Genomic DNA, 14,364 nt, shown 5'->3' with positions numbered 1-14,364 from the left:
CTAATTACTTTATCTATCTAACCACTCACGCAAGCCATAATCGTATCTATTAATGAAAAAACTGACGAATGCCCTTAAAGACTTCGTCAGTTTTTGAGTATGCGTACTATTCGGCTACTTTTAAATAATATATCGCTAAAATTAAACACGTCGCAATTGCTGTAACAATTACAAAGACATGTCCTACATTGATAAACACGATACTCATCATATATGCCACAATAATAATTATAATTTGATAGACAATTGGTTTTACTATTTTTAAATGTGCGTGAAAATATGATGAATTAAACCATAGTCCTGCTAAAAATAGCACTATACTTACATATAATAAGTTGATTTCAAAGAAACGATACAGCTCGTTACTATTACTATATACAAGTGCTGTATTTAACATACCTAATGCAATATTAATCACCAAATGTGTATACACAAGTAAAAATCCTATCGACTTATGCTGGTGATTGATATAGTTTTCAGTGACTAGCCAATAAATCCCAAATAGACTAACCAAAATTAGAAATTGAAATATATAAATAATGTCAAAATGTTTAATACTAAAGGTAGATGCTAAACCGACAAGCACTTCTCCAAAAATAATTATCGTTAGTAATGAAAAACGTTCAACTAAGTGCATCATATTGACTGGTGATTGATATAAATATTTTCTAAATGGAATTAAGCCTGTGCCAGCTACAAAGACACCTAAAAAGGCACTATAATAGTGAATATGTGTCGGTAAAATAAGTGATAAGCACGACAATGCTGCTACCGTAAATGCGACGATAGCAAAAGCTTTACACGTTTGGTAGTCATTAGGATAACGCGTATATCTTAGCTGCACTAGATATTGTAACCCAATGCTCATATACATGATTGTGACACATAAAAAGAATGGGAAAAATGTCTTTTCAAAACTTGGATATAAACTATTCGATAGAAAAATCAGCACAAACAAATTAAACATCATGAAGCACACATCGGTCTTAGACGTCTTACCAAAACGGTTCGTAAAGAATGTTTGGTGTGACCATAATATCCATAAGATTAAACTCATCATAATATATTTAAAAAACAAATCGGCAGAAATGGTACCGCCATGTGTGTGTAAAATAACATGCGCAATTTTTTGAATCGCATAGACAAAAATCAAGTCAAAAAACAATTCATGAAAGCCTGCGCGTTTCTCTTCTAAATGTCGTTGTATTGGTTGTCTTTCCATATATTAACTCCTTTATTTACTATTCTCATTATAATAGCACAAGTTAAATATCCATGTCTGACAAGCTCAATAAGAAACGATACTAAATTTACAGTGCTGTGATATTAACTATTTACTCATGTTAAAACACTTCCTTCAAACCACGTTTGAAAAACTTTTTAAAGTATCGCTGCCGATGAATACCACGCTTAGCTGTTTGAAATTTAAATGTCGACGTCTCGTTTGCTAAATCATTCGCTAATATTGCTTTTCCCAACAAACTGTTACCAACCATGTCTTTAACAATCTGTGTATGCTTAATGCCTTCTTTCATCCCTACATACCAGTAGACATGTACTGACGCATTAATCGCCTGCTGTTGCTTCATAAAATCTATGAATTCCGGATACCATACTGAAGGGGAAATCAAAATGTATTTCCCAAATTGTTGCGGCATGGTATACAATGCATAAAGTGACACAAGTCCACCATAAGATGCACCAGCAATGCCAATATCCTGATTATTTAATGATACACGATACTGTTCTCTCACATAAGGTAACAATTGTGTCGTTAACCAAGTGAGATACCTAGACGCTTGGCCTTGATTAAGTCTTGTGCCAACTTTTGCCGGCCACGGTGTAAAGTCTTTTGTACGTTCTTTAGAAAGAATGCCGATAAAAATCATATCTTTATTACACCGTTTAAATAACATATCGCCATCATGAACAATGAGTGCAGCATATCTTTTAACCTTCTGCTTACCATAATCCTTTGGTAATTGAATGGTAATTTCAAAGCCATCCATTTGAAAGACCTGTCGACGTTTATTCATGATAACTCCCCTTTAAAATTCTAATAATTAAATTTATTTAAAAGTTAAATATATTTAAAATTATGCTATAATTGATAACGATTATCAATACATATTTTTTTAAATAAAGGGTGATGAAATGAAAAGATTTATCATATTAACGTTATGTACCATATTATTTTTAGCTGCTTGTAACTCAAATGATAATCATGAGCGCGCTAAAGATCATAGCAATACGAAAGCCATGCGAACAGTAACGATGGATGACGGCAATAAAGTTAAAATACCTAAAAATCCTAAGCGCATCGCTGTATTACATCCCACATATGTAGGTGCTTTAGTAAAATTTGGCCATAAACCGATTGCCGTACCAAAATTTGTTGCTAAAAATAAAGTGTTAAACAAGGCCACAAAAGGCATTAAACGTATAGATAATACTAGTGTAGAGCAAGTTGCCAAAGTAAAACCCGATTTAATTATTACGTCAAAAGGCGATAAAAATTATGGGAAATTGAAAAAAATTGCCCCAACCTATGTGTTCGATGCGAATCAATCATCTTATAAAGACACTACTAAAAAATTAGCACAACTTGTTAACGAGCAACATAAAGCAAACCAATGGCTAAAACATTGGGAAAAACAATTAGCAAAAGATAAGAAAGCATTGGCACCTATGATTAAGGGGAAAACTGCTTCCGTCTTACAACAAACACCTAAAGGCATTATGGCTTTCAGCAATCACATGGGACGTGGAACAGAGATTATATATGAGGGCTATGGCTTGAAACAGCCTAAAGCATTAAAACAAGCAACTCAGAAAAAAGTAGCAACACCAATCAATGAAGAACAATTCCCAGAATATATTGGTGATATTGCTGTTATTGCTCAACAAGGTAACAAGTCACCACAGTTTGAACAAACACAATTTTGGAAGAGTCTCAATGCTGTCAAAAAACATCGTGTCATTAAATTTGATGTCAGTGAAACACAATATAATGATCCTATTTCTTTAGAACGTCAACGAGATATTTTCTATAAAGCATTAAAAGCAATGAAATAGCACAACACTTTGGAACATCAATGTGACGGACTAAAGTTATAGCACCAAAATCCTTTCTTCGGTATAGTTTAACCATAACATTTGAATATATTAAAACTAAAGGTTCTATTGGTAGCATATGTTGATTTTATACATAAATCACCTTGTTCATTTAGTTTAATGAGGTTCATTAAATGTTACGAAAATCTCTTATTTTTTTTATAAGCATTTTAGTATAACTTCATATACAACTACACAGTATTGATTACAAAAGAAGCACAAAGACGATTTTTAATTTCAAATCATCTTTGTGCTATTATTTTGGAATTTAAATCCAATCCTGTTTTTCTATAAATGATGTTCAAACCGCTTTTATTTCAAGCTGTTTATTTAATGTTAAAAAGGTGGTCGCCGAAATGGATACTGTTACCAGCTTTTACAGCTATATCTGTAATGTCACCTTTCGTCACAATAATTGGTGTAATTAAACTTTTCGCATTTTCACCAAGATAGTCTAAATCAAAGGTTACTAATTGTTGACCTTGTTCAATTGTTTGCCCCTCTTCGACATGCATTGTGAAACCTTGTCCTTCTAATTGAACTGTATCTAAACCAATGTGAATTAATAACTCTAATCCTTGATCAGATACTAAACCGATGGCATGCTTCGTAGGGAAAATCATTTGAACCTTACCATTGAACGGTGCTCGAACTTCACCACTAACTGGATTAATCGCTATGCCGTCTCCCATCATTTTCTCACTAAAGACCTGATCCGGAACATCAGCTAAATCGACTACTTTTCCTTCTAATGGCGCAACGACACTTTCACTATGTGTCTCCGCTTGTGCTTTTGTTTCTGTTACAACTACCGCTTCGTCAGAGTCATCTTCAGCTGACATAGGATGTTCGACAACTTCACCATTCATGATTTGTTGCATTTCATGTTTGATTTGATCTGATTTAGGACCAAAAATAGCTTGCATATTATTACCAACTTCTAACACACCTGAAGCCCCTAAATCTTTTAATCCTGCAACATCCACTTTCGCTTTGTCATTCACTTCAACACGTAATCGGGTAATACATGCATCTAAATGTTTAATATTCGTCTTACCACCCATTGCTTCTAATACTGCATATGGCAACTCGCTTGCTGCTGTTTGTTTAGCTGAAGCCATTTTGTCTTCGCGACCTGGTGTCTTAAAGTTTAACTTCTTAATGAGGAATCTAAATATAACATAATAGATAACTGCATAGACTAAACCAACTGGAATGACTAGCCACCAAGCTGTTTTATTAGGTAATACCCCTAAGAGTACGTAATCAATAAAACCACCTGAGAATGTATAACCTAAATGCAAATGAAGTAAATATAGAATTAAGAATGATAGTCCATCTAACAGTGCATGGATAACAAAGAGCAACGGTGCCACAAATAAGAATGAGAATTCTAGTGGTTCTGTGATACCTGTTAAAAATGATGTTAAAGCTGCTGAACCCATCAAACCTGCAACAACCTTTTTATTTTCAGGTTTTGCTGTATGATAAATCGCTAGCGCTGCTGCCGGCAAACCAAACATCATCACTGGGAATTCACCTTGCATAAATTTACCAGCAGTCAGATGTGCACCTTCACGAATTTGATCAATAAAGATTAGTTGATCTCCTCGTACTATATGACCTGCCGCATTTTTCCAAGAACCAAATTCAAACCAAAATGGCGCATGGAAAATGTGATGTAGGCCAAATGGTATTAATAATCGCTTAATAAAGCCAAATAAGAATACGGCCAAACCTGTATTAGAGTCCAATAATCCTTCACTAAATGCATTCAATCCAGATTGAATCATTGGCCATACATATGCCATTGGAAACGCTAAAACAAATGACGTCGTTGCCATCATAATTGGCACGAAACGTTTACCCGCAAAGAAACCTAAGTACGATGGTAACGAAATATTGTAAAATTTGTTATAACACCACGCGGCTAAGCCACCTATAATAATCCCACCAAAGACACCTGTTTGCAACGTAGGAATACCTAATACACTGGCATAACCACTGGCAGCATCTTTTACTTCATTTGGGGTAACATTTAAGATAGCACCCATCGTTTTATTCATGACGATGTAACCAACAAATGCCGCAATCGCAGCTACACCATCACCACCGGCTAAACCGATAGCTACACCTAAAGCAAAAATCATTGGCAAGTTATCAAAGATAATCCCACCTGCCCCTGTCATCATTAGGGCAATATTTTGAATCACACCATTTTTAATAAATGGTAGATAATGCTGTAATGATTCACCCTGCATCGCAGTACCAAGTGCGAGTAACAACCCAGCAGCTGGTAAAATAGCAACTGGTAACATTAATGCTTTACCTATACGTTGCAATTGACCGAATAATTTCTTTCTCACCTTTCTAACCTCCAAGCAAGAACCCAATTAAAATAGTATTCATTATCGATTAACAACAATCTATTCAGACTGAACATGATGTATGGCCTAGCTAGATATATAAAGCACTAATGGTCCTAAAACATAAACATCACACTATCATCTGCACTAATTTGACTACTTTTGATTGAATTCGAATGAATTGTTCCCAGATATTTTAGCACGTTAAAGTAAGCGTTAACAATATAAATTTTAAATTTAATTTAAATGTTGTTGGTTTGACATAATTCAATGTAGTCATTGTTTCAAATAAATCAGTAATATTTCATTTTTAATGCTTGTTTCTATTGATATTTTGTTTATATATTAAATTTGCATAAAACAAATGTTATGCCATAATAGCTTTAAATTAATATAGGTTGGAGGGATTGTTTGATGAGTGAGTTTATTGCAGCCATTATCGGTGGTTTGTTCACGTTAGCTGGGACATTCATAGCATTAATATTCCAATTTAGAAAAGATGAGCGAGATAAAAGAGAAGATTATCATAATGATTTAGTCAGTTCATTAGATGTTATTGCGTATAAAGCCGCAAAAGTACGCAATAATTATTTAGATTTCAATTATTCCAATTTCAACAAAGACAATACAACAGAGATTTACCAAGAGATTCACACAGATTTCAAAGGTTTAGATAAACAATTACAAAGTTTAATCTTATTGATGAGTCATCACAGTGACAATTCTAATAAAGTGCTAAGACGTTTATTAACCAGCTATGAACCAGTTGAAAATCAGTTTAATAACTTTAAAATTTCTTACAAAATCTATACTCAAAAATATGAGAGTCCTGATTTTAATAAAAACAATATTACTTTTTCAAAACGTAAGCTAGACATTAGTATTGAAGATTTCATCGCACATATTAAAAATTTTGCAAGCGAGAAATATCAACATGATTTATACGAACCTACTTTAAATAACTTAGTCGACCCAAATGATGCGATTAATAACGATAAATACTATCAGAAATAATATCACTATAAAGAGAGCGGGACTACGAATTCATAATGAATTTTGTCCCGCTCCGTTCTTCTACTTATTAAGAACCTGCTACAATCACTTATGTCATATTTTATAAATGGTGTGTGTATGAAAGCATTGTTATGTTGCTATTTCTCAATATTCTTAGCTTTAATAGATGCATCTTCATCTGTTAATGCCTGTTTTAAAGCTTGTAGCGCCGCCGCTTTGGATTGTTTACTAATAGGTGCATCTGGCGCGATAGATTCAAATTCATGATAACAGCCTGGATATAAATGAAACTCAACGGGTACACCCGCTTGAGCCAACGCTTGTACATAATTGATGGTTTCATCTCGATATGGATCCAACGTTCCTACAGAAGTATATGTCGCTGGAAGTTGGCTGAAGTCTGTTTCACGTATTGGGGCTGCATATTTAGGTACATCACCTTTAATATTTTTCAGATACATCGACCAAGCAAATTGATTTAATTCCGAAGACCATACTTTAGAATCTAAAACTTCCTGACTTGAAGGTGTGGCGCACGTATCATCTATCATTGGAAATAACGGCATTTGAAATTTAATGTTAGGCCCTTTTCTATCTCTGGCTAATAGTGTTAAAGCTGCCGTTAGTCCTCCCCCAGTACTGCCACCAACTACAGCTAATCTATCAATATCGATATTTAATGTTTCACGTTCGCTAACAATCCATTGTAATGCGAGATAACAATCTTCTAGTGCTGCAGGATAGGGGTGTTCAGGTGCTAAACGATAATCTACAGAAACGACCACACACGGTACATGTTTAACATAACTTGCACATGTAGCATCGTTACCTTCTACCGTTCCAAAGAACGTACCTCCCCCATGAATATATAGCACGACAGGCAAAGGCTGTTGTTGTGCTTTAGGCGCATACACTTTCACTCTTATAGAGACGTCACTATCTGCATATGTAATATGATGTTCTGTAAACTGTAATGATTCATCCTTATAGGGGCGAATTAACTTTTGATTAATACCTCTGATGAGTGGTAATCGCGCTTCAGTAAAAATCATTGGCGACAAGCGCTTAAATGCCGGTAATAAATCTTTATGAATATGTTTCTCCATAAGTACATCCTCCTATAAGATGATCCATAATCTTGCTTAAGACGATTTGATTGTCAGTTGGTATTTCGTGTTGCAAGATACTGTCACGTGTTTGTTGTAGTACATTCCCTTCAATATATTTGTAGTCAGCTGCAACAAGATCTTGTAATGTCTGAGACGTTGTTTCTAAATGAAATTGCAAACCAATCACACAATCTTTATAAATAAATGCCTGGTTTTCACAATAAGGTGAACAATAAAGTCGTTCTGCCCCAGGAGGTAATGAAAATGTTTCTCCATGCCAGTGTAAAACGTCTAACGTTTCAGGCAAGAAGTTATAACGAGATGTTGTTTTTTTAATATTTGAAAATCCTACTTCCTTACCTGCTGAATTGTTATAAATTGTTGCGCCGAGCACTTGCGCAATGAGTTGTGCACCTAAGCAAATCCCTAACATTGGTTTCTGTTGCTTAAGCATAGCAATAATAAGCGCTCTTTCTTCTGCTAACCAAGGAATATCGTCATTCACACTCATTGGCCCTCCTAAAATAATAAGCACATCAACTTGCTGAGCATCGGGTATACGGACTGGCGTTTCATATAATTTAATAATATGCGCATCTAAATAAGCTAAACTCCCAGGGGTCTCAAATGGGACATGTTGTAATATATAAATCTTCATTGGCGTTCCTTCTTATCATTTGAGTATATAATCGCATCATTGCGAATGCGACTCATTTCATATTCAAGTATACCATTTTTATTATATGTACTTTGCGGACTGCATTGACAGAAACTGGTTGTATACATTGAATTATCACTACAATTTTACTATAATTCTAATTGATAATGATTTTCAATTATAGGAGGTTGTTTATGGAAACAGTATACTTAGCAGGTGGTTGTTTATATGGCGTTGAAGCATTTATTCGAACACTCCCAGGGGTTATCAATACGACAAGTGGTCGCGCAAATGGCATTACAAAATCTCTAGATGGTGAGTACGACGGTTACGTGGAAGCTGTCAAAACGGAATTTTATCCAAACGTCGTGTCCGTTACAGATTTGATGGGCTATCTCTTTGAAATTATCGATCCTTATAGTCTTCATCAACAAGGTCAAGACATCGGGTTAAAATATAGAACTGGATTCTATAGTGAAAACCCTGAACATTTAAAAGAAGCTCAAGCCTTTATCGATGCTATTGAAGACCATCATCTTATTGCAACGGAAGTCTTACCGCTGACCAATTATATTAAAAGTGCCGATATGCATCAAAATAGATTAGAACGCTATCCTGATGACTACTGCCATTTACCAAAAAGCTTAGTTTATAAATATAAAGACAATGCCTAATAAGTATTGAAATAGATAAAAGGTCTGGACATAAAGTTCTTGGACAAATACAAAGAAGCACTCAGATGAGTTGAAATTCAATTCATCTGAGTGTTATTTTTCTGAGATTTATGTCTCAGACTGTATTAATTTAAAACCTAATTTTTTTACTTGTTATTTAGTTCATTATCTTTTAGGTCTCTTGCCATCTTAGTATTTATTTTCTTCGCATGTCTAAAGTAAATACTTTCAAAATAGCTTGTTGCTCCGATGCTGTAAAAGATCAATGCAACTACGATAATCACGATAAAGTCATATGGATAGTGAATCAAATTGATACCTTTAAATTCTTTACTTCCAATAAATGACAGAATTGCCAATACAATAAGATACACGATAATCCATAAGCTACCACCAATTTGTTTCTTCGTATTTCTCCAATTCATTTTATATTCATAGAAGAAATAAATCGGTAAACCTAAAATAATAATAAAGATAACTTCAGCTGTTGTAGGCCACATTGCCCAATAAATTGCTAGTGAAGCCAAGACAAACGATAATGGTGCCATCACTTTTAGCAATGTTGCACGATATGGTCGCGTCATTTTTGGTGCCATTTTACGTAAGGCGATTACAGTTGTTGGACCAGTTAAATATGCCACAAGTGTCGCTGTTGAAATTACGGCTGCTAATGTTCCCCAATCGCGGAATAACGTTACCATAATTATGCTAATTATTGCGTTAAAAAGAATGGCAACACGTGGAATATTATATGTTTCATTCATTTTTCCTAAAAATTTAGGAATATGCCCATTCTTTTCCATAGCACGTAATACACGCCCTGTCACAGCTACGAATGATACACCAGTACCAAATGGCGAAACAACGGCTTCAATATAAAGTAAAATTGCTAGCCAATTAATGTTTAATAAAATCGCCAAATCAGCAAATGGAGAGTTGAAGTTAATACCACTCCAACCATGTGCATTAATCGTAGATTGAGGCATTGATGTAATAAAGGTACTTTGTAAAATAATATATAATGCAGCACTTAATGATAGTGAAATTGCGATACCACGTGCAATATTCTTTTCTGGATTGCGAATTTCAGACCCCATATTAATGATTGTTTGGAATGCGTTAAATGAAAAGATAATTCCTGATGTTGTCGTTGCCGCAAAAATTGGTGCACTACCATAAGGCATAAACGTACTTACAGAATGACCATAATTTCCTGTGTCAAAGCCAGACAGCATTAACATAATAACTGTTAATAATGGCACACCCAATTTAAACACTGAAATCAAACTTGTAAATGACGTTAAAATTTTAACCGACCAATAATTTAACAGTGAAAAAATGATGATGATGATATAAACTGCAAATAACCCACTTGTACTAATTGAGCCATCTTCCATTAATACCGATGTAAATTTAGCCCAATCCCAAGGCCATGAACTAATGTATTGTACAGCCGACACAGCTTCAATAGGAATAATGGTAACCAATGATACCCAGTTCGCCCAAGCTGCAATAAAGCCTAGCAACGAACCATGCGTATATTGTGCATAGTTACTCATTCCACCTGATTGTGGAAACATAGTGCCGATTTCAATATAGTTATATGAAATAGTTCCAATGACGATAAATCCAATCACCCATGAAATAATTGCTGCTGGTCCTGCGATAGATGAAGCTTCCCACGCTCCAAATAGCCAACCCGAACCAATGAGTGAACCAAGTCCTAATAGCACAAGTTGTGCCAAACTTATCTTATTGCTTTTATTTTCATTACCCATAATAACTCCTTAATTATTGTTATGTTTCATTTTTTAATAAACACGTAACCATTATACGCTACTCAAAATAATAGTCAAACTCAATTATTCATATAAATGTTTAATATAGCATTATTATTATTTTGAAAAATCAAATAAACAGACTATATTACAGCGTTCGTTTCAAGTTGAACAAATGTTTATCATTTTTAAATTTATATTTTATAAATATGGATTACCATAACGCTCACAATAATCATAAAATCCAAATTGATTCATATAGGCCTGTCGTTCTATATTGTCATTTGAATCAAAGTCAATCAACTGTTGTACAGCCGCTGTAAAAGGAATGGCCGCTGTACCATTTGCCGTAACTAAATGTTTGTCACGCACCACCTGCGTGGCAATAAATGGATAAGTTGGCTGATAATTTTCGTATTGGTCTAATAACTGTACCGCATTGCCGGTATGTCGATACGTATTCAAATGTCCTTGCCGTGCTAAATAATCTACAGCACCACAAATGGCAGCAATAGGTTTGTGTTGTTCAAATGCCTGTTGAACAAAATGATTTAAAATCTGATTGTCGATATGCCAACTTTTACCACCAATCAATACCAATAAGTCATACGCATTTACCGCTTCAAGCTGAACATCAATAAGGGTTGTTAAACCACCCATCGAACGCACTTCATCTTGGATAGATGCTGTCATCACTTCCCACGTATCACTTTGATTTAAAGCTGATGCTAAATAACTGCCTTCCCAATCTGCATATTCATCCAATAACAAAAAAATTGCTTTTTTCATATTTTCATCTCCTCTATGCTTGCAATCAATATTTAAAAATATAATTTGTATAACTTAGTCATATTTTTCATTATATATGAAAAGTTTTATTTTATACAGTTAGGCAAATATTTGAACAGTTAAGAGCTAAAAACCAAAATTTTACTGCTAGTCCATAGAATAGTATATAGATTTCAAATAAATCTAAATTTTTAAAAAAAGGAGAGTCTGCTATGAACATTTCACATAAATTATTAATCGCCCTTAGCACAACCATTACTATTGCCTTACCGATTTCACAATGCGCACAAGCCGCATCCTACGTCGTTAACAATGAAAATATAGATAAAGATGGCCGCCAAGCTTATACAGGCAGCTATAACCGTGCTGCACTTAAACAGCAAACCGTGAAGCAAATGGGACCACAAAATCGCGAAGCCTTCAAAGAAGATAAATTATTTAAGGCACCAAAGAATAAACAACCGATTCGAAAGAGTGAAAACCGCAGTCAAAATGGCGGCAAACAATATAGCCTAAATGATCAGCGTACCTTTACAACAATTGATAATAGAACTAATCAAGATGAACAAACCACTGCTACATTAAAATACGATGGTAAAAAAGCCCAAGTGTGGGTTGCTGATCAATACATTACTGATAAACAAGCGCAAAACATTGGTAGAGAATTTGATGAACGTATCGACCCACTTATCGAAAACAACTTTGGTGAACCCTCTGATGTTGACAATAATGGTAAAGTAAATATCCTTGTATATGATATTAAAGATAACTATGACCAAACAGGAACGTATATTGGTGGTTATTTCCATCCAAGAGATTTATACAATGTCCGAGGATCAAACCACAGCGAAATCTTCTATATGGATACGTATCCATCAATGGGAACAGATCGTCAACATTTGAATGAATCACAAATCTATTCCACATTAGCGCATGAATATCAACATATGGTCAATGCCAACGAAAATCTATTTAAAGAACAAAGTCAAGAAGAAATGGATCCATGGTTAAACGAAGCATTATCAATGGCTAGTGAACAAATGTACTTGAATGCACCATTGAATTCACGTATCGATTATTATAATAATTCAAAATCCATCGCCTATAGTCATTCATTAATCCGTTGGGACGAACAAGGTGATACATTATCAAACTACTCATTATCTTACCTCTTTATTGAATATCTGAAAAAACAAAGTGACAATGGTGAACAAGTCTTTAAAGAACTCATTAATGATCCAGGTGATACGAATACTGCACTTCAAAATGCAATTCATGAACATGTAGACCCTAATTTATCACTTAGTAAATTCATGACTAACTTTAGAATCGCCCTTGTGAAAAAAGAAAATAGTGGACCGTATGGTTTCAAAGGAGATGCAGACTTCAATAACGTTCATCCACAACCAATTTCTCAAATTCCAGAGACATTAGCACCTCAAGGATCTGTGTTATTCCAAACAAATCAAGACTTCAACGTACCTAATGACAAAGACGAAGATATCTCATACAATAAAGTCAATTAATCACTTGTCAGAAGTTCATTAGCTAACGATTTAAAAAGGCTACACAGTTGCGTTTGTATGATGGCAACTGTGTAGCCTCTATATGTTTAAACAATCCTATGATTCAAGGCATGAGTGATTGTTTAAATTTCGAACACTATCGCTTATGACATTGTTGCTGATTCCAATTACTGACACTGGACACCATAGCAATGACAACAAAGCTCGCACATAGTAAATACATGAATTTAAATCCTAGCCAATCTGATATTGGTCCCATCAGTACACCACCTAGTGAAATACCTAGGTCTGCACAAGCAATAAATAGACCTAACAACATATTACGCTCAACTTTTGGTAAGACAAAACTTAAATAAGATGTCAGTGTTGGATAAACGAGTGCTTGAGTAATACCAATACAGACAGCACCAATATAGACAATCATTTGTGGAAGCTGTGGGCCAAACGCTATCACAACGGCTGAAATAACGAGTAATGATAACACACGTAGCATAAAAACTGAATGCCACTGTCCATCAGATGGTATGTATTTGCGTAAATAAAAGCGTGACAATACAACCGCTATCGCTTGAATTGTTAAGAAAAGTCCTGCATGTACAAAGCTATCACGCACCGCATAAAGAGGAATAAATGTATTTACAGCTCCAAAGACGATGGACGTTAAAATCATGATACAACCACTTTGACATAGTGCTTTATTTTTAAATAATTGTCCAAACACAGTCACTGCATTATACGGTAAAGCATCAATCTTGCTACTCGTATCTGGCTCTTGCTCTCCAAACGTCACACGATAGCCAAATATCGTGGTTGATAATGCAATCATTACCATGATTACTGCAAAAGCAGACATATGATGTATCTGCCAAATACCCACCGCAATTAACGGTCCAATTAAGTTAGGAATCATCGAAAAGAGAGAATATAACGATACGCCTTCAGCACGGTGTTTTTCCGGTAAGGCATCAATAATACCAAGCTGTAAGGACATTGAAAAGAAAGCCGTACATATCCCCTGCATAACCCGGGCAATAAAATAGCCTTCAAGTCCAGTAAAACCATATAAAATCAGTGCCAATGCATTGATAATTAAAATAATGCGCAACACTTTTATGGGACCTACACGAGCAATCATTTGTCCTGCCCAAGGTCGTAGCAACATGGCAGTAAGCATATAAGCGCCCATCACTACTCCAATAACTGTATTCGTTGCACCTAAGTCATGACCACGCAGTGGAATAAAGACATTTAAAATTGCATTAGCACTAAAAAATAATAACGTGAGTAAATATAATCTTAAAAATGGCCCTGATAATGCGCCTTTCATGCTTTTCCT

At 34.9% G+C, this 14,364-nt stretch carries 12 protein-coding genes; 4 read left to right on the top strand and 8 right to left on the bottom strand.

Annotation, left to right across the window (positions count from 1 at the left end; genetic code table 11):
- Positions 1-106: 106 nt before the first annotated feature.
- Positions 107-1,222: a low temperature requirement protein A gene (locus HMPREF2597_RS03085; RefSeq protein WP_002479087.1), complete on the bottom strand. Its 1,116-nt coding sequence runs from the start codon at positions 1,220-1,222 to the stop codon at positions 107-109.
- Between the two features lie 121 nt (positions 1,223-1,343).
- Complete coding sequence (locus tag HMPREF2597_RS03080; RefSeq protein ID WP_002479088.1) at positions 1,344-2,036, bottom strand: alpha/beta hydrolase; 693 nt, start codon at positions 2,034-2,036, stop codon at positions 1,344-1,346.
- Between the two features lie 118 nt (positions 2,037-2,154).
- Here HMPREF2597_RS03080 and HMPREF2597_RS03075 point away from each other — a divergent pair, with 118 nt between their 5' ends.
- Complete coding sequence (locus HMPREF2597_RS03075; protein ID WP_002460827.1) at positions 2,155-3,075, top strand: ABC transporter substrate-binding protein; 921 nt, start codon at positions 2,155-2,157, stop codon at positions 3,073-3,075.
- A gap of 365 nt (positions 3,076-3,440) precedes the next feature.
- Here HMPREF2597_RS03075 and ptsG read toward each other — a convergent pair whose 3' ends face one another.
- Positions 3,441-5,432 carry a glucose-specific PTS transporter subunit IIBC gene (gene ptsG, locus HMPREF2597_RS03070; RefSeq protein ID WP_248285458.1) on the bottom strand — a complete coding sequence of 664 codons (1,992 nt, stop codon included), beginning with the start codon at positions 5,430-5,432 and terminating at the stop codon, positions 3,441-3,443.
- Positions 5,433-5,894: 462 nt separating this feature from the next.
- On the opposite strand from ptsG, the gene HMPREF2597_RS03065 reads away from it, so the two are divergent.
- Positions 5,895-6,494 (top strand): hypothetical protein, encoded by a 600-nt coding sequence (locus tag HMPREF2597_RS03065; RefSeq protein ID WP_002460829.1) that lies wholly within the window; start codon positions 5,895-5,897, stop codon positions 6,492-6,494.
- A gap of 137 nt (positions 6,495-6,631) precedes the next feature.
- On the opposite strand, the gene HMPREF2597_RS03060 is transcribed toward HMPREF2597_RS03065, so the two are convergent.
- Together HMPREF2597_RS03060 and HMPREF2597_RS03055 are read right to left on the bottom strand one after the other, a co-directional pair.
- Positions 6,632-7,600, bottom strand: a complete 969-nt coding sequence (locus tag HMPREF2597_RS03060) for an alpha/beta hydrolase (protein ID WP_002479090.1) — start codon at positions 7,598-7,600, stop codon at positions 6,632-6,634.
- Entirely contained in the window at positions 7,581-8,261 is a 681-nt protein-coding gene (locus HMPREF2597_RS03055) for a type 1 glutamine amidotransferase (RefSeq protein ID WP_002479091.1), read from the bottom strand. The genes HMPREF2597_RS03060 and HMPREF2597_RS03055 overlap by 20 nt, the downstream gene beginning before the upstream one ends.
- A gap of 194 nt (positions 8,262-8,455) precedes the next feature.
- On the opposite strand from HMPREF2597_RS03055, the gene HMPREF2597_RS03050 reads away from it, so the two are divergent.
- Entirely contained in the window at positions 8,456-8,935 is a 480-nt protein-coding gene (locus HMPREF2597_RS03050; protein ID WP_002479092.1) for a peptide-methionine (S)-S-oxide reductase, read from the top strand.
- A 146-nt stretch (positions 8,936-9,081) separates the two neighbouring features.
- Here the strand turns inward: HMPREF2597_RS03050 and HMPREF2597_RS03045 are convergent, their stop codons facing one another.
- A complete protein-coding gene (locus HMPREF2597_RS03045) occupies positions 9,082-10,713 on the bottom strand; it encodes an APC family permease (RefSeq protein ID WP_002460834.1) in 1,632 nt (543 codons plus the stop codon).
- A gap of 201 nt (positions 10,714-10,914) precedes the next feature.
- The gene (locus HMPREF2597_RS03040) at positions 10,915-11,502 is read right to left on the bottom strand and encodes a DJ-1/PfpI family protein (protein WP_002460835.1); all 588 of its coding nucleotides are present in this window, start codon (positions 11,500-11,502) and stop codon (positions 10,915-10,917) included.
- A 212-nt stretch (positions 11,503-11,714) separates the two neighbouring features.
- Between HMPREF2597_RS03040 and HMPREF2597_RS03035 the strand changes: the two genes are divergently transcribed.
- Positions 11,715-13,028, top strand: a complete 1,314-nt coding sequence (locus HMPREF2597_RS03035) for a M30 family zinc metallopeptidase (protein ID WP_070817150.1) — start codon at positions 11,715-11,717, stop codon at positions 13,026-13,028.
- A 136-nt stretch (positions 13,029-13,164) separates the two neighbouring features.
- Here HMPREF2597_RS03035 and HMPREF2597_RS03030 read toward each other — a convergent pair whose 3' ends face one another.
- Positions 13,165-14,355, bottom strand: a complete 1,191-nt coding sequence (locus tag HMPREF2597_RS03030; RefSeq protein WP_002460837.1) for a staphylopine family metallophore export MFS transporter CntE — start codon at positions 14,353-14,355, stop codon at positions 13,165-13,167.
- Positions 14,356-14,364: the final 9 nt, after the last annotated feature.

This window comes from Staphylococcus sp. HMSC063A07 (assembly GCF_001836955.1).
GTDB classification, from domain to species: Bacteria; Bacillota; Bacilli; order Staphylococcales; family Staphylococcaceae; genus Staphylococcus; species Staphylococcus lugdunensis.
The sequence above is the reverse complement of the archived record's forward strand: the minus strand, read 5'-3'. Positions and strand labels throughout refer to the sequence as shown.

Coding starts and splice junctions, on each gene's coding strand:
- HMPREF2597_RS03060 (WP_002479090.1), bottom strand. CDS start 7,600: ATGGAGAAACATATTCATAAAGATTTATTACCGGCATTTAAGCGCTTG.
- HMPREF2597_RS03055 (WP_002479091.1), bottom strand. CDS start 8,261: ATGAAGATTTATATATTACAACATGTCCCATTTGAGACCCCTGGGAGT.
- HMPREF2597_RS03030 (WP_002460837.1), bottom strand. CDS start 14,355: ATGAAAGGCGCATTATCAGGGCCATTTTTAAGATTATATTTACTCACG.
- HMPREF2597_RS03075 (WP_002460827.1), top strand. CDS start 2,155: ATGAAAAGATTTATCATATTAACGTTATGTACCATATTATTTTTAGCT.
- HMPREF2597_RS03080 (WP_002479088.1), bottom strand. CDS start 2,036: ATGAATAAACGTCGACAGGTCTTTCAAATGGATGGCTTTGAAATTACC.
- HMPREF2597_RS03065 (WP_002460829.1), top strand. CDS start 5,895: ATGAGTGAGTTTATTGCAGCCATTATCGGTGGTTTGTTCACGTTAGCT.
- HMPREF2597_RS03035 (WP_070817150.1), top strand. CDS start 11,715: ATGAACATTTCACATAAATTATTAATCGCCCTTAGCACAACCATTACT.
- HMPREF2597_RS03050 (WP_002479092.1), top strand. CDS start 8,456: ATGGAAACAGTATACTTAGCAGGTGGTTGTTTATATGGCGTTGAAGCA.
- ptsG (WP_248285458.1), bottom strand. CDS start 5,432: ATGTTACCAGTTGCTATTTTACCAGCTGCTGGGTTGTTACTCGCACTT.
- HMPREF2597_RS03045 (WP_002460834.1), bottom strand. CDS start 10,713: ATGGGTAATGAAAATAAAAGCAATAAGATAAGTTTGGCACAACTTGTG.
- HMPREF2597_RS03085 (WP_002479087.1), bottom strand. CDS start 1,222: ATGGAAAGACAACCAATACAACGACATTTAGAAGAGAAACGCGCAGGC.
- HMPREF2597_RS03040 (WP_002460835.1), bottom strand. CDS start 11,502: ATGAAAAAAGCAATTTTTTTGTTATTGGATGAATATGCAGATTGGGAA.